Raw genomic sequence first — 15,226 nt, forward strand, 5'->3', positions numbered from 1 at the left:
GAAACGCGGGCGTTCTAAGAAGCGGGCGAAACGACAGGCTACGAAGGCATCCTCATGAAGATCATCGTTCTGGGCGGAGACGGTTTCTGCGGTTGGCCCACCGCCCTGCATCTGTCCGCCAGAGGCCACGATGTGATCGTCGTGGACAATCTGTCCCGACGCAAGATCGACGTCGAACTGGAGGTCAGCAGCCTGACCCCGATCCGCCCCCTGGGCGAGCGTGTGCGCGCGTGGAACGACCTGACCAATCACGCCATCCGGGTCGAGAATTTTACCGTGGGCGAACATTACCATCGCCTGCTGACCCTGCTGCGCGAGGAACGGCCCGACGCAGTGATCCATTTCGCCGAACAGCGCGCCGCGCCCTATTCGATGAAGTCCAGTTGGCACAAGCGCTATACCGTCAGCAACAACCTCAACGCCACCAACGACGTGCTGGCGGCGATCGTCGAAAGTGGCCAGGACATTCACCTGGTCCACCTTGGCACGATGGGCGTCTATGGCTACGGCACCGCGGGCATGAAGATCCCCGAAGGCTATCTGGATGTCCTGGTCGAGACCGAGAACGGCCCCCATCGGCAAGAGATCCTGTATCCCGCCAATCCGGGCAGCATCTACCACATGACCAAGACCCAGGATCAGCTGTTCTTCTTCTACTACAACAAGAATGACGGGGTGCGGATCACCGACCTGCATCAGGGCATCGTCTGGGGCACGCAGACCGAGGAAACCCGGATGGACCCGCGGCTGATCAATCGCTTCGACTACGACGGCGATTACGGAACGGTCCTGAACCGTTTCCTGATGCAGGCGGCGATCGGCTATCCGCTGACCGTGCACGGCACCGGCGGGCAGACCCGCGCCTTCATCCACATCCAGGATACCTGTCGCTGCATCGAGCTTGCGCTGACCAACCCGCCCGCGCGGGGCGACCGGGTGAATATCCTGAACCAGATGACCGAGACGCACCGGGTCCGCGATCTTGCGAAAATGATCGCCGACCAGACCGGGGTCGAGGTCGCGTTCCTGAAGAATCCGCGCAACGAGGCTGACGAGAACGATCTGCACGTCGCCAACGACCGCTTCCTGGGGCTGGGGCTTGACCCCATCAAGCTGCAGGACGGCCTGCTTGCCGAGGTGCAGGAGATCGCGCGCAAATACGCCGACCGCTGCGACCGCGACAAGATCCCCTGCATCTCGCAATGGCGGGCCGGCTGACGCGCGGTCCAAACAGGAAACGGCGGAATTCGGACCGTCCGATGGAACAGGCTCGGTACTCGGAATGCTGTCAGGCGATGGGTGCCTGATCACAGCCGGACATCCATGGCCTGAAGCAGGGGAATGGCGAGACAGCCCCGGCCGGGGCACGCATCATCACGCGTGACCGAACGGCTTGCTTGACCTTCAATCCGAAAGCGGCTGCGGGTCCAGCACCATCACCGTGGGTTGTCGGGGCAGGCTGGACAGCGACATCGTCAATTCGCTGCCGCCCACCCGCTGGATCAGGAACTGATCCGACATTCCGGTCAGAAACGCCTCGAGCCGCGAGGGGCCGAACCAGTGCATCGGGATGACGACCGAACTGCGCAGCCGTGCGACGACGCGCATCATCGCGTTCAGATCCATCGTATAGCTGCCATCGACCGGCACCATCAGCACATCGACCCGCCCCAGCGCCGCATATTGCGCGTCGCTGAGTTCCTGATGCAGATGGCCCAGATGCGCGATGCACAGATTCGCCGTCTCGAACACGAAGATCGAGTTCGCGTTTTCCTCGACCGTGCCCCAACTGCGGATATCAGAGGTCACATTGCGGATCAGCACCTCGCCCAGTTCCAGATGATGATCGGCGGCGACGCCGAAGCTGTCCTCGGACCAGCCGCGCAACACATGCGGGATATCCTCGACCAGGTCGGTCCAGTGCGAGGAATGGGCACGGTTCATCGTCACCACATCCGGGCGAAACCCGGTCATCCCCAGATTGCCGTTATAGTCGGTGACAATCGACACGCCGTCCTCGGTGCGGATCAGGAACATCGAATGCCCGACATAATGGATGCGGACCGCGCCTTCCGGCGCGGGATCGGTCCATGCCGCCCGGTGCAGATATTCGATCCCCGGCGCGGCATCGGCGATCGCGATGCAGTGGCTGAACCGGCGCGACTGCTGCGCGTCGGCCGGCCCTGCGGCAACCAGCGCCAGTCCCATCAGAACCACGGCGGAAAAGACGGTCCTGAATGTCATCGCGAAATGCTGGCCCATAGAGAACAGCATAGCTTCGACAGCAGTTTTCACCCAAAGCCTGCCGCGTCACTTTCGCGTGACGGGCAGGATGCCTGCCTAATTGTCGCGCAGTGCAGCGCGTGCCGCCGCCTCGCTGTCATAGATGGTCGAATGTCGGCACGCCTGCAACGTCTCGCCCAGGCGACGGCGCAGGAACGCGCTTGAGGAATAGCGCGTCACCCGGCCATACAGGCGTGTTTCCAGATCGCCGACCATCTCGGACCAGTCATGGGACACGCGGTCGTCGATGCGGGTCAGGTCATAGTTGACGACGGCATCGACGCGGCGGCCCAGCCCGCCGATCTCGGCCTCGACGGCGCGGCGCACGGATGCCACGTCGTCGGCGTCCCTGATCGTCATGCGCGACAGGTTGATGAACAGCATGTCCCGGCCGGCGTCGAAATGGACCCGCCGGCCAAGCGGGATATCCAGCATCTGATCGCGCAACCCCATCGGCTGATCGCGGAAGATGCGCGGGTCCATCTGGGCGGGCCGGTCCATCAGCGGTGCAAAACCCATCAGCGGCAGGACATCGCGATCCGGGTCGATCCCGGGCGCGATCTCGGTCAGGCAAAGCCCGTCGGGATGCAACTCGAACACGCAGCGTTCGGTGACGAACATCACCGGCCGTTGCAGCTTGCGCGCCCGGCTGCCCGAAAAGGTGATCTGCTGGACCGTCTCGATGAATTTCCGCGCCCGTCCCTCGGTTCGGATCGTCAGACGCCCGTCACCGATCGCGATGTCCAGCCCGCCTGCGGTAAAGGTGCCCGCGAAGACCAGCCGTCGCGCGTTCTGGCTGATATTGATGAAGCCGCCAGCCCCGGCCAGCCGGGCTCCGAACCGGCTGACATTGACGTTGCCGTGACGGTCGGCCTCGGCCATGCCCAGGCAGGCCATGTCCAGCCCGCCGCCGTCATAGAAGTCGAATTGCTGGTTCTGGGCGATGATCGCCTCGGTGTTGATCGCCGCGCCGAAGTCCAACCCCGACGCGGGTTGGCCGCCGATCACACCGGGTTCGGCGGTCAGCGTCACGTGGTCCAGCAAGCCTTCCTCGGCGGCGACCGAGGCGACGCCTTCTGGCATGCCGATGCCCAGATTGACGACCCCGCCGATGGGCAGTTCGAACGCACAGCGCCGCGCGATCACCTTGCGGATGTCCAGCGGCAAGGGCGTGGTCCCGTCCTGCGGCGCGCGAAACCTGCCGGTGAAGTAACGGTTATACTGCGTGGCATAGGTCTGCGGGTGCAGTTCGGGCGGCGCCACGACCACGGCATCGACCAGCGCGCCGGGAATGACGACATCGCGCGCGCACAGACTGCCGCCCGCGACGATCTGGTCAACCTGCACGATGACCACGCCGCCCGAATTCCGCGCCGCCATCGCCTGCGCCAGATTGTCCAGGATCAGGGCCTCGCGTTCCATCGTGACATTGCCGCGTTCGTCCGCGGTCGAGCCGCGCAGCAGCGCGACATGAATCGGCATCGCGCGATAGAACAGACGTTCGGTCCCATCGATCGTCATCAACTGGACCAGTTCGTCGGTCGCGGCGTCGCTGATCCTGCCCCCGCCAAGCCGCGGGTCCACGAACGTTTCCAGCCCGACATGGGTCAGCGTTCCCGGCTTGCCCGCGGCGATATCGCGATACAGATGGCTGATGACGCCTTGCGGAAAATTCCAGCCGGCGATCTCGCCCCGCACCGCGCGCGCGCCAAGGGCGGGGATCAGACCCCAGTGACCGCCGATGACGCGGGCGACCAGGCCGGGCGCGCAAAGCCGGTCCAGCCCGCGCCCCTTGCCATCGCCCTGCCCCGCCGCGAAGATCAGTGTCAGATCGCGTGGCTCGCCTGCGGCCTCGAATCGATCAGCCACCGCCTTCAGCAACCCGTCCGGCACCCCGGCACCGACAAAGCCCGACGTCGTCACCGTATCGCCCGAATGGATCAGGGCGGCGGCATCGCGGGGCGAAACGACCTTGTTCGGCATGGCGTCCTCGGATCAGCGGATCGGACCAGCTTAGCCCGGACCGATCCACGTTCAAGCCACGCCATCACGCGCCGATCACATCCGACGCATTTCCGGCGGCCGATCTACTGGATGCGAACCCAGGTCTGGCTTTTGCAAAATAGCCCGCCCGCGACGCAGCCCGACAGGCTCATCCGGTCGCCGGCAACGCTGGCCTTGCCCTGATAGACCTTGTTGTTGGCGGGTCGCCAGACCTTGCCTTCATAGTTCCCGCCACCCTGCGCGGCCATGTCGATCACGATCTGACGGCCGATATTGGGGGATTTGTATTCGCTCTTGTCCTTGAAGGTCCGGCTTATCATGCCGCAGAACGCGGATCCGCAGGGCGCAATGGTGACATGGGCGAACGCCCCCTCATCCGGCTGGGTCTGCCAGACGCCCTCGATGGGATCGGCGCCCGCAGCGGTGGCGGCAAGCAGAAAGGCGGTGGCGGCAGCAAGCAACTTCATGATCAGTCCTCCTCGGGATACCTCGCCCGAATCCTGACTGCAGCGCCGCGTTCCGGCAAGCCTGACGTGAGGTCGCGCCCTTCCCCTTGGCTGTGGGACATGCCAAAGAAGGCGCGTTCTGACGACCGAAAGCGAAAACATGATCCTCTATCCCGCCATCGACCTGAAAGACGGCAACTGCGTGCGCCTGCTGCGCGGCGACATGGAAGCGGCGACCGTCTTCGGCAGCGATCCGGCCGCCCAGGCCCGCGCCTTCCAGGATGCAGGCGCAGAATGGCTGCACCTGGTCGATCTGAACGGCGCGTTCGAGGGAAAGCCGGTCAATGCCGCTGCGGTCGAGGCGATTCTGGATGCCATCGACATCCCCGCGCAGCTTGGCGGCGGGATTCGCGACATCGCAACCATCGAGGCCTGGCTGTCGCGCGGACTGCGCCGGGTCATTCTGGGCACCGTCGCGGTCGAAGACCCCGATCTGGTGCGCGAGGCGGCGGATGCGTTTCCCGGTCGGATCGCGGTCGGGATCGACGCCCGCAATGGCAAGGTGGCGACGCGCGGATGGGCGACCGAGACGACGATCACCGCAACCGATCTGGCCCGCCGGTTCGAAGACGCGGGCGTCGCCGCGATCATCTACACCGATATCGACCGTGACGGTGCCATGCAGGGGCCGAACATCCCGGCGACCGAGGCGCTGGCGCGCGCGGTCAGCATTCCGGTGATCGCCTCGGGCGGGGTGTCGTCAATGGATGATCTTCAGGCGCTGGCGCGGACCCGGGTAATCGCGGGGGCGATTTCGGGCCGGGCACTGTATGATGGCGCGCTGGATCTGTCGCAGGCGCTGACCGCGCTGCGACACGACGGTGCCGGATCGGCCTAGCCCGGCACACCCAGCCCGACCGGGGCATTCAGCCAGCCGCGGGCATTCGGCCCGCGCGACCGACGCGGCGCGGACTTGGGGTCGGACTTTATTGCGGCGAAGCTGTCAAGGCCGCTGGCCAGCGCATCCGCGCCTGCGCTGATGGCATCAGCCCGGTTTGCGCGCGCGGGCGCGGCGGTCAATGCACCCAGACCGTCGGCAAGATATTCGATCCCTGCGGCGGTGGCGTTATTCGATGCGTCGCGCATATTCATCATCCTTTACATCAGGACCCGGCTGGTCTGTCTCTTATGTGCCCTATATGGCCGGGCGCGACGGGCGGACCAGCCCCGGATCGTGCAAGGTCGCTATGCCCGGCACGCATCGCTGCGCCGCCCGGCGCCTCATCACGGCTCTGGTCGGCGAGGAATTTTCGAACTAGAACCGGCGCGACCGCAGCAAGGGCAACCAGACGCATGCTGAAAACCCGGATCATCCCGTGCCTGGACGTGGCGGACGGCCGCGTCGTGAAAGGCGTGAATTTCGTCGATCTGATCGACGCCGGCGACCCCGTCGAGGCGGCAAGGGCCTATGACGCCGCCGGCGCGGACGAAATCTGCTTTCTGGACATTCACGCCACCCATGAGAACCGTGGCACGATGTTCGATCTGGTCACCCGCACCGCCGAACAGTGTTTCGTGCCGCTGACGGTGGGCGGCGGCGTACGCACCCACCACGATGTCCGCGCCCTGCTGCTGGCCGGCGCCGACAAGGTCAGCTTCAATTCGGCCGCCGTCGCCGATCCGGATGTCGTGGCCGCCGCCGCCGACCGCTTCGGCAGCCAGTGCATCGTCTGCGCGATCGACGCCAAGACCGTCGCCGACGGCCGGTGGGAGATCTTCACCCATGGCGGACGCAAGCCGACCGGCATCGACGCCGTCGAATTCGCCCGAACGGTGGCGGCGAAGGGCGCGGGCGAAATCCTGCTGACCAGCATGGACCGCGACGGCACACGCGCGGGGTTCAACCTGCCGCTGACGCGCGCCATCGCGGATGCCGTGAACGTGCCGGTCATCGCCTCGGGCGGGGTCGGCACGCTGGATCACCTGGTCGAGGGCGTGACCGAAGGCCATGCCAGCGCCGTGCTGGCCGCCTCGATCTTCCATTTCGGCACCTTCACCATCGCCGAGGCCAAGGCCCACATGGCCGCCGCCGGCATCCCGATGAGGCTGACATGACCGCCCTGCAACGCCTGTCAGACACGATTGCGGCCCGCAGGACCGCCGATCCCGACGGCAGCTGGACCGCGAAGCTGCTGGCAACCGGCCCCGAAAAATGCGCCGAGAAGTTCGGCGAGGAATCGATCGAGGCAATCATCGAAGCCGTCAGGGGCGATCGTCAGCGCCTGACCTCGGAAGCCGCCGACGTGCTGTATCACCTGCTGGTCATGCTGGCCGCCCGCGACCTGACGCTTGCCGATGTCGAGGCAGAGCTTGCGCGGCGGGAAGGCGTTTCGGGGATCACCGAGAAGGCGGCAAGAAAGTAGCCGGGGCGAATCCTCTCTGACGCGAATCCCTTCCCCTTGACCACTTTCCGGGGCTATAAGCGACCGAACCGCCGCGAATGCGACAAATGGCGGCACCAGAACACGGCAGAGGACGGCATGAGCAACGATTCCGACAACGGCACGCATCACGAAGGCGACGTGGCCTTCATCCAGTCGCTGGCCGAATTGCTGAACGCCAGCGAGTTGAGCGAGATCTCGGTCAAGCGCGAATACGGCGAACACGACCGGCTGACCGTCAGCCTGTCGAAGCACGGCAAGCAGGTCACCTATGCAAGCGCACCCGCCGCGGCACCCGCACCCGCCGCAGCACCGCACCCCGCTTCCGCAGCCTCATCCACCCCGGCCCCCGCCGGCGTCAGCGAAGATCCGGCCAGCCTGCCCGGCGCGGTCACATCGCCGATGGTCGGCACGGCCTATCTGTCGCCCGAACCCGGCGCGGCAGCCTTCGTCCAGATCGGTCAGAGCGTGGCCGAGGGCGAGACGTTGATGATCGTCGAGGCGATGAAGACCATGAACCACATCCCCTCGCCGCGCGCGGGCACCGTCAAGCGGATCCTGGTCGATGACGGCAGCCCGGTCGAGTTCGGCGCCCCCCTGATGGTCGTCGAGTGAGGGCCTGATGTTCGACAAGATCCTGATCGCCAACCGGGGCGAGATCGCCCTGCGCGTGATCCGCGCCTGCCGCGAAATGGGCATCGCCTCGGTCGCGGTCCATTCCACGGCAGACGCGGACGCGATGCATGTGCGCATGGCCGACGAATCCGTGTGCATCGGCCCCGCCCCATCTTCGGCCAGCTATCTCTCGATGCCCGCGATCATCTCGGCCTGCGAGATCACCGGCGCGCAGGCCATCCATCCCGGCTATGGTTTCCTGTCCGAGAACGCCGCCTTTGTGCAGATGGTCGAGGATCACGACCTGACCTTCATCGGTCCGCGTGCCGAACATATCCGCATCATGGGCGACAAGATCACCGCCAAGGACACCATGAAAGCGCTTGGCGTGCCCTGCGTACCGGGCAGCGATGGCGGCGTCGATGACATGGACACCGCCAAGACGGTCGCGGCGCAGATCGGCTATCCGGTGATCATCAAGGCCACCGCCGGCGGCGGCGGGCGCGGCATGAAGGTGGCGCAGGACGAAAAGGGCCTCGAGTCCGCGTTCCGCACCGCCCGCGCCGAGGCCAAGGCCGCATTCGGTAACCCCGATGTCTATATCGAGAAATATCTTCAAAGGCCGCGCCATATCGAAATCCAGGTGTTCGGCGACGGCAAGGGCCGCGCGGTGCATCTGGGCGAACGGGACTGTTCGCTGCAGCGCCGCCACCAAAAGGTTCTGGAAGAGGCCCCCGGCCCCGCGATCACCGACGAACAACGCGCGCGGATCGGCAAGGTCTGCGCCGACGCGGTCGCCAAGATCGGCTATGCCGGCGCCGGCACGATCGAATTCCTGTTCGAGGACGGAGAGTTCTATTTCATCGAGATGAACACCCGCCTGCAGGTCGAACATCCGGTCACCGAAGCCATTTTCGGTGTCGATCTGGTCCGCCAGCAGATCCGTGTCGCGGCGGGCGAGGAAATGGAGTTCGAACAGGACAGCCTGTCGATCCGCGGCCACGCCATCGAAGTCCGCATCAATGCCGAGAAACTGCCCGCCTTCAGCCCCTGTCCGGGCAAGATCACGCAGTATCATGCACCGGGCGGGCTGGGCGTGCGCGTGGATTCCGCCCTCTATCAGGGCTATTCCATCCCGCCCTATTACGACAGCCTGATCGGCAAGCTGATCGTTCATGGCCGGGACCGGACCGAGGCCCTTGCCCGTCTTGACCGTGCCCTGGGCGAAATGATTGTGGACGGCGTCGACACGACGATGCCGCTGTTCCGCGCCCTGCTGCAGGAACCCGACATCCAGTCCGGCGCCTATTCGATCCACTGGCTGGAACGCTGGCTGGAAAAGCAATTCGGCTGACGCGGGCCGGATGCTGACCGCCGCGCAACTGCTGTCGGGCTATGCGCGCGGGGTCTTTCCGATGGCCGAAAGCGCGGATGATCCACGTCTTTACTGGTTCGATCCGCCGATGCGGGGCGTATTGCCGGTGGGCGGCGTTCATGCCTCGCGTTCGCTGCGACGCGAATTGCGTCGTGGCGGCTGGTCCGCGCATCCGGATGGCGATTTCGACGCGATGGTGGCCGCCTGCGCGGCACGCGACGTGACCTGGATCAATGCGCCGCTGGTCCGGCTGTATCGCGACATCCACAGGGGCGGCCACGCCCATGCGCTGGAAGTCCGCTATGACGGTCAATTCGCGGGCGGCATCTTCGGCGTCACACTGGGCGGCGCGTTTTTCGGGGAATCGATGGTTTCGGCACGGACCAACGGATCGAAGATGGCCCTGCTGTGGATGTCATCGCACCTGTCGCGTTGCGGGTTCAGCCTGTTCGACACCCAGTTCCTGACGCCGCATCTGGCACGCATGGGCGGGATCGAAATACCCCGTGCCGTCTATCATCGAAGGCTGTCAGAGGCGCTGAGACATCGTGCGGATTTCAATGCCGCCCCGATCCTGAGCGACCGTCAGCTTTGGCAGGAAATCACCCAGACGTCATAGCGCGCATCGTCCAGCGCGGACAACGCGGGCGAGCTGGCGATCATCCAGCCGCTGAACAGGGTGACGTTCTGGGACAGATCGGCGATGGTCAGCTGCGCAAAAGCGTCCGAGCTTGGATCGCTTGCCGGATAGCGGCATTCGCCCAGCCTGACCTCAAGCCGGCCGTGACGCACCGCATCGCCGACCTGCAGTTCAAGATCGGCGGTTCGGCCCGAGACCTTGTCCAGAACCCGCAGCAACGCGCCGCCGGCGCGCGCCACGTCCTGTGCGCCCGCGGGTGTCCCGATCAGCAACGCGATCATCAGCGCCCGGATCATCAAGGCGCGGCCCCTTCGTCCTGGGATTGGCTGTCGACGAACTTCATCATCAGCTGGATCAGGCTGACCGCCCCCTGCACATCCTCGATCTCGTCACCGGGTGCGAGATTGTCCAGACTGCCGCCCGGCTGGATCTGGATATAGGCACCGCCAAGCAGCCCGTCGGACTGGATGATCGCGGCGCTGTCAGCGGGCAGCACGATCTCATTAGGGATACGCAGCGTGGCGTCGGCCATGTAGGTCTGCGGGTTCAGCGACACGGACGCGACGCGGCCGATCTTGACCCCGGCCAGCCGCACTTCGGTTCCCGCCGCGACACCATCGACATCGGGAAACGAGGCGGTCACATCATAGCCGGCCCTTCCCGGCAACAGATCGCCGCCAAGTGCCCAGGCGATGAACCCTGCCGCAACGACAAGAACGGCGAACCCGGCAAGCAGTTCTGCCCGCTGTTCGGCGCGATGCTCGGCCGCAGTCGTCATCTATTCGGGTTGCCACGCATCATAGTCTTTGCGCGCAACCGGATCGGCACGGTAAAGCGACCCTTCGGGATGATAGGCTGCGGGCGTGCCGGTCATGTTCGGCACATGCGGCTGTTCCCACGGCTTGCGGGCCAGCGGCGCGCTGGTCGGCGGCTGATCCCAGGTGTGGTGCAGCCAGCCGTGCCAGTCCGGGCTGACCCGGCTTGCCTCGGATTCGCCCTTGAAGATCACCCAGCGGCGCGAACCGTCCTTGTTCTGGTAGAAGATGTTGCCCTGATCATCCTCGCCGACCTTGGTGCCGTTCCGCCAGGTCCAGACCTGCGTGTTTATGGTCTGGCTGTTCCACCAGGTCAGGGCGCGAAGCAGAAACGACATGGCTGTGAACCTCTTCCTTCAAGCACTGTCCGAGATATGGCGCAACTTCCATGGAAGGTCCAGCCTTGGCGGCATCGCGAACCAACCATCCTTGGGAATGCGGCAACCGTTTCAGGTCACGCGCATCGCGCGTCGCCCGGATGCGCCGCGCGACCGGTTCGTCAACCGGCCGACGCGCTTTCCTTTTTCTGATCCGCGTGAATCAGCAGCGGCTTGACCGAGGCGTTGTCGACCGCATCCTCGTTCACCACGACTTCCTCGACGCTGTCCATGCCCGGCAGATCGAACATCGTGTCCAGAAGGATGTCCTCCATGATCGAGCGCAGACCGCGCGCACCAGTCTTGCGCGAGATGGCCCGCTTGGCGATCGCGTTCAGTGCGTCGTCGGTGAAGGTCAGCTGCACGCCTTCCAGATCGAACAGGCGCTGATACTGCTTGACCAAGGCGTTCTTCGGCTTGGTCAGGATGATGATCAGCGCTTCCTCGTCCAGATCGGTCAGCGTCGCGATCACCGGCAGACGGCCGACGAATTCCGGGATCAGGCCGAATTTCAGCAGATCCTCGGGCTCCAGTTCCTTGAACACCTCGCCGACGCCGCGTTCGTCATTGTCCTTGACGGTCGCGCCAAAGCCGATCGCCGTGCCCTTGTTGCGCTGCGAGATGATCCGGTCCAGCCCCGCGAAGGCACCGCCACAGATGAACAGGATGTTGGTCGTGTCCACCTGCAGGAATTCCTGCTGCGGGTGCTTGCGACCGCCCTGCGGCGGAACGCTGGCGACGGTTCCTTCCATGATCTTAAGCAGGGCCTGCTGCACCCCCTCGCCCGACACGTCGCGGGTGATCGACGGGTTGTCGGACTTGCGGGTGATCTTGTCGACCTCGTCGATATAGACGATGCCGCGCTGCGCGCGTTCGACGTTGTATTCGCTGGCCTGCAGCAGCTTCAGGATGATGTTCTCGACATCCTCGCCGACATACCCGGCCTCGGTCAGCGTCGTTGCGTCGGCCATCGTGAAGGGCACATCCAGGATGCGCGCCAGGGTCTGCGCCAGCAGCGTCTTGCCGCAGCCGGTCGGGCCGATCAGCAGGATGTTCGACTTGGCCAGTTCGATATCGGCCTTCGATGCGTGGTTCAGACGCTTGTAGTGGTTATGAACGGCGACCGACAGGACGCGCTTGGCGTGTTCCTGCCCGATCACATAGTCGTCAAGAACCTGACAGATCTCGCGCGGTGTCGGCACGCCTTCACCGGATTTCAGACCCGTGGACTTGGTTTCCTCGCGGATGATGTCCATGCACAGCTCGACGCATTCATCGCAGATGAACACGGTCGGGCCCGCAATCAGCTTGCGTACCTCGTGCTGGCTCTTGCCGCAGAAACTGCAGTAAAGCGTGTTCTTGCTGTCGCCGCCGGACTGGTTCGCCATCGTCCACTTCCTTGCTTGCCGCCGGTCTGCCGACCCGCGGGCGATGCCGGTTTCCCTTCCGCGCACCGCTTCGGTGATCTTCCGGGCGTCCGTCGGGATCGCCACGGTGAATTCGCGCCATGTTAGGGGTGACGTCGCCGCGTCACAATCCCCATAAAGGCTATTTCTTCTCGGGTTCGGCCTTGCCGCGCGGCTCCAGAACCTCGTCGATCAGGCCCCATTCCTTCGCCTCGTCGGGCGACATGAAGCGATCCCGCTCCAACGCCTCTTCGACCTCTTCCAGCGATTTGCCGGTATGTTTCACATAGATCTCGTTCAGGCGGCGCTTCAGCTTCTCGGTCTCGCGGGCGTGGATCAGGATATCGGTCGCCTGGCCCTGATAACCACCCGAGGGCTGGTGGACCATGACCCGGCTGTTGGGCAGCGAATGGCGCAGCCCCGGTTCTCCCGCGGCCAGCAGCAGCGATCCCATCGAGGCCGCCTGCCCCACCACCAGCGTCGAGACGCGCGGGCGAATATACTGCATCGTGTCATAGATCGACAGGCCCGAGGTCACCACACCGCCGGGGCTGTTGATATACATGCTGATGTCCTTCGAGGGGTTTTCCGCCTCAAGGAACAGAAGCTGCGCACAGATCAGCGTGGACATGCCGTCATGGACCGGCCCCGAAACGAAGATGATCCGTTCCTTCAGCAGTCGTGAGAAGATGTCATAGGCACGCTCGCCCCGCGAGGTCTGTTCCACCACCATGGGCACGAGGGTGTTCATGTAGAATTCTGCCGGATCGCTCATGTTCTGTCCTTGCCTGTTGTCCCTTGGTGCCGCGATTCGACCGGGCTTGATCCCATCTCTTAGCCGCGAAAGGTTGACAGAGTCTTAGTAACCGGCAAGGTCCGCCGCAAGGGATGGAACGAAATTCGACGAAAGCCATATGTCTGGCATGACGGCAGGAGACGGGCATGAAACTGATCGTGGGCCTGGGCAATCCGGGCGCGAAATACGCCGCGAACCGGCACAATATCGGCTTCATGGCGCTGGATCGCGTGGCCGAGGACCACGGGCTGGGACCATGGAAGTCCCGGTTCCAGGGCCTTGCCGCCGAGGGTCGTCTGGGCGAGACGCGCGTCACCTTGCTGAAGCCGCAGACCTTCATGAACCTGTCCGGACAAGCCGTCGGCGAGGCGATGCGCTATCTGAAGCTGACGCCCGGCGACGTGATCGTTCTGCATGACGAACTGGACCTGATACCCGGCAAGTGCCGCGTGAAGCAGGGCGGCGGACATGCCGGACACAACGGGCTGCGGTCGATCCATCAGCACATCGGCGCCGACTATGCGCGGGTTCGACTGGGGATCGGACATCCCGGACACAAGGACCGGGTCGCGGGTTATGTGCTGTCGGATTTTGCCAAGGCCGATCAGGACTGGCTGGACGACCTGCTGCGCGGCATTTCCGACGGCGCGGCCGCATTGGCCGCAGGCGATGCCGGCCGCTTTCAGAACGCGGTCGCCCAACGCACCGCGCCGCCCCGCAGCGGCACCGGACATGCCGCCGGTAACGACGACAGGACTGGCCCCGGCCCGGACGCGCCACGCAAGGCCCCGTCCCCCAAGCCAGCGGCGGCACCTGCCGCCCCTTCTGCCGAACCGCCAGCCAGCTTCGCCGACCGGCTGCGCGCCCTGACCGAGCGTTTCAAGTGAGTGATCAGCCGGTTCGCGACGCGTTTCGCGATCAGGCGCGATCCTGTGCCGCGCTGGGATCCCCGTTCACCGCCGCGCTGTGTGCGTCGCTGGCACGGATCCTGGACGCCGATCACGGCCGGGTCGCGGCCCGCGTTCTGGGCTGGGCCGGCGATCCGACCAGCCGGGCGGATTCGGTTCCGCTGCGGCTGTGCGGCGCGCTGCATGCGCTGGTTCTGACCGGCGCCGACCCGGCGCTGGCCGCGACCTATCGCGCACGCGTCGTTGATCAGACGGCAGTTCTTGCCGCGCTTCTGACTCATGAAGACACCGTTCTGGACTGGCTGGACAGCCCGCCACAGACGAACGAGGTCGCACGGTCAGCAGCGATCATCGCGGCGGCCCGGTTTCTGAAGACCTTTTGCAGACTGCCGATCCGGGCGCTGGAATTGGGGGCCTCGGCCGGGTTGAACCTCAATTTCGGGCTTTACCATCTGTCACCGGTTCCCGCCGACCTGTCCAAAAGGGCGCCGTCATCACCTGACGGCGACCCCATCGGCGTATCCGGACACGACGATCGCCCCGATCAGGTGTTCCTGCGCCCTGACTGGCACGGCGACGCGCCAACCGGCGATGTCGATGTGATCGACGCCGAGGGCGTCGATCTTCGGCCGATCGACCCGATCACCGACGCGCTGCGACTGATGGCCTATTGCTGGGCCGATCAGGATGCGCGCCTGGCCCGGCTGCGGGCGGCATTGGCCCTTGCGCGCGCCCACCCCCCGCGTGTCGCGGCAGGCGACGCGGCAGGCTGGTTGCAGGATCGTCTGTCCCGCCCGGCGCCGGGACGGCTGACGCTGGTCTATCACACGGTCGCCGCGCAGTATTTCCCGCAATCGACGCAGGCCGCCTGCGAAGCCGCGTTGCAAGGGGCTGCAGCCGCGGCCGATGCCACCGCGCCCGTCGCGCATTTCGCGATGGAGGCCGATGGCGGCGAGGGTGCGGCTTTGACGCTGCGGATTTGGGACGGGCACGCGCGCGGCTGGCATCTGGGCCGCGGCGATTTCCACGGACGATGGGTCCGCTGGAACCCCGTCGCGACCGAGGGGCTTGGCGAGGGGCGCGCGGACCGCTAGCCTTGTGATCAACACGAGGAGGCACC

Annotated in this window: 18 protein-coding genes; 9 read left to right on the forward strand and 9 right to left on the reverse strand. The window is 65.2% G+C overall.

Translation table 11 applies throughout. The features are described 5' to 3' along the window. The first annotated feature begins 54 nt into the window (after positions 1-54). A complete protein-coding gene (locus J7359_RS12120) occupies positions 55-1,218 on the forward strand; it encodes an NAD-dependent epimerase/dehydratase family protein (RefSeq protein ID WP_209056942.1) in 1,164 nt (387 codons plus the stop codon). A 186-nt stretch (positions 1,219-1,404) separates the two neighbouring features. Here J7359_RS12120 and J7359_RS12125 read toward each other — a convergent pair whose 3' ends face one another. From J7359_RS12125 to J7359_RS12135, 3 genes are all read right to left on the reverse strand, one after another. Further along, positions 1,405-2,244: an MBL fold metallo-hydrolase gene (locus J7359_RS12125; RefSeq protein WP_209056943.1), complete on the reverse strand. Its 840-nt coding sequence runs from the start codon at positions 2,242-2,244 to the stop codon at positions 1,405-1,407. A 96-nt stretch (positions 2,245-2,340) separates the two neighbouring features. After that, on the reverse strand, positions 2,341-4,266 hold the full coding sequence (locus tag J7359_RS12130; RefSeq protein ID WP_209056945.1) for a CoA-transferase: 1,926 nt from the start codon (positions 4,264-4,266) through the stop codon (positions 2,341-2,343). Positions 4,267-4,370: 104 nt separating this feature from the next. Next, a complete protein-coding gene (locus tag J7359_RS12135) occupies positions 4,371-4,754 on the reverse strand; it encodes a DUF2147 domain-containing protein (RefSeq protein ID WP_209056947.1) in 384 nt (127 codons plus the stop codon). A 139-nt stretch (positions 4,755-4,893) separates the two neighbouring features. Between J7359_RS12135 and hisA the strand changes: the two genes are divergently transcribed. Continuing rightward, positions 4,894-5,631, forward strand: coding sequence for a 1-(5-phosphoribosyl)-5-[(5-phosphoribosylamino)methylideneamino]imidazole-4-carboxamide isomerase (gene hisA / locus J7359_RS12140; RefSeq protein WP_209056948.1), 738 nt, complete (start codon positions 4,894-4,896; stop codon positions 5,629-5,631). On the opposite strand, the gene J7359_RS12145 is transcribed toward hisA, so the two are convergent. Continuing rightward, positions 5,628-5,879 carry a hypothetical protein gene (locus J7359_RS12145; protein WP_209056949.1) on the reverse strand — a complete coding sequence of 84 codons (252 nt, stop codon included), beginning with the start codon at positions 5,877-5,879 and terminating at the stop codon, positions 5,628-5,630. The genes hisA and J7359_RS12145 overlap by 4 nt on opposite strands. Positions 5,880-6,086: 207 nt before the next feature. On the opposite strand from J7359_RS12145, the gene hisF reads away from it, so the two are divergent. The 5 genes from hisF to aat all read left to right on the forward strand — a co-directional run bounded on the left by hisF (position 6,087) and on the right by aat (position 9,783). Further along, positions 6,087-6,848 (forward strand): imidazole glycerol phosphate synthase subunit HisF, encoded by a 762-nt coding sequence (gene hisF, locus J7359_RS12150; protein ID WP_209056950.1) that lies wholly within the window; start codon positions 6,087-6,089, stop codon positions 6,846-6,848. Further along, a complete protein-coding gene (locus J7359_RS12155) occupies positions 6,845-7,156 on the forward strand; it encodes a phosphoribosyl-ATP diphosphatase (protein ID WP_209056951.1) in 312 nt (103 codons plus the stop codon). The genes hisF and J7359_RS12155 overlap by 4 nt, the downstream gene beginning before the upstream one ends. A 117-nt stretch (positions 7,157-7,273) precedes the next feature. Then, positions 7,274-7,789: an acetyl-CoA carboxylase biotin carboxyl carrier protein gene (gene accB / locus J7359_RS12160; protein ID WP_209056952.1), complete on the forward strand. Its 516-nt coding sequence runs from the start codon at positions 7,274-7,276 to the stop codon at positions 7,787-7,789. 7 nt (positions 7,790-7,796) lie between these two features. Beyond that, positions 7,797-9,143, forward strand: a complete 1,347-nt coding sequence (gene accC / locus J7359_RS12165) for an acetyl-CoA carboxylase biotin carboxylase subunit (RefSeq protein WP_209056954.1) — start codon at positions 7,797-7,799, stop codon at positions 9,141-9,143. A gap of 10 nt (positions 9,144-9,153) precedes the next feature. Beyond that, positions 9,154-9,783: a leucyl/phenylalanyl-tRNA--protein transferase gene (gene aat, locus J7359_RS12170; protein WP_209056956.1), complete on the forward strand. Its 630-nt coding sequence runs from the start codon at positions 9,154-9,156 to the stop codon at positions 9,781-9,783. Here the strand turns inward: aat and J7359_RS12175 are convergent. The 5 genes from J7359_RS12175 to J7359_RS12195 form a co-directional block, all read right to left on the reverse strand. After that, positions 9,750-10,100: a DUF2155 domain-containing protein gene (locus tag J7359_RS12175; RefSeq protein WP_209056958.1), complete on the reverse strand. Its 351-nt coding sequence runs from the start codon at positions 10,098-10,100 to the stop codon at positions 9,750-9,752. The two genes, aat and J7359_RS12175, sit on opposite strands and share 34 nt — an antisense overlap. Next, complete coding sequence (gene mlaD, locus J7359_RS12180) at positions 10,100-10,582, reverse strand: outer membrane lipid asymmetry maintenance protein MlaD (RefSeq protein ID WP_209056959.1); 483 nt, start codon at positions 10,580-10,582, stop codon at positions 10,100-10,102. Before mlaD ends, J7359_RS12175 begins: the two co-directional genes overlap by 1 nt. Then, positions 10,583-10,957: an NADH:ubiquinone oxidoreductase subunit NDUFA12 gene (locus tag J7359_RS12185; protein WP_209056960.1), complete on the reverse strand. Its 375-nt coding sequence runs from the start codon at positions 10,955-10,957 to the stop codon at positions 10,583-10,585. A 161-nt stretch (positions 10,958-11,118) separates the two neighbouring features. Next, entirely contained in the window at positions 11,119-12,384 is a 1,266-nt protein-coding gene (gene clpX / locus J7359_RS12190; RefSeq protein WP_209056961.1) for an ATP-dependent Clp protease ATP-binding subunit ClpX, read from the reverse strand. A 160-nt stretch (positions 12,385-12,544) separates the two neighbouring features. Beyond that, positions 12,545-13,177, reverse strand: coding sequence for an ATP-dependent Clp protease proteolytic subunit (locus J7359_RS12195; protein ID WP_209056962.1), 633 nt, complete (start codon positions 13,175-13,177; stop codon positions 12,545-12,547). 167 nt (positions 13,178-13,344) lie between these two features. On the opposite strand from J7359_RS12195, the gene pth reads away from it, so the two are divergent. Further along, positions 13,345-14,085 carry an aminoacyl-tRNA hydrolase gene (gene pth / locus J7359_RS12200; protein ID WP_209056963.1) on the forward strand — a complete coding sequence of 247 codons (741 nt, stop codon included), beginning with the start codon at positions 13,345-13,347 and terminating at the stop codon, positions 14,083-14,085. Further along, complete coding sequence (locus J7359_RS12205) at positions 14,082-15,200, forward strand: DUF2332 family protein (RefSeq protein WP_209056964.1); 1,119 nt, start codon at positions 14,082-14,084, stop codon at positions 15,198-15,200. The genes pth and J7359_RS12205 overlap by 4 nt, the downstream gene beginning before the upstream one ends. Positions 15,201-15,226: the final 26 nt, after the last annotated feature.

It is taken from the genome of Paracoccus sp. R12_2, from assembly GCF_017744015.1.
Taxonomy (GTDB): domain Bacteria; phylum Pseudomonadota; class Alphaproteobacteria; order Rhodobacterales; family Rhodobacteraceae; genus Paracoccus.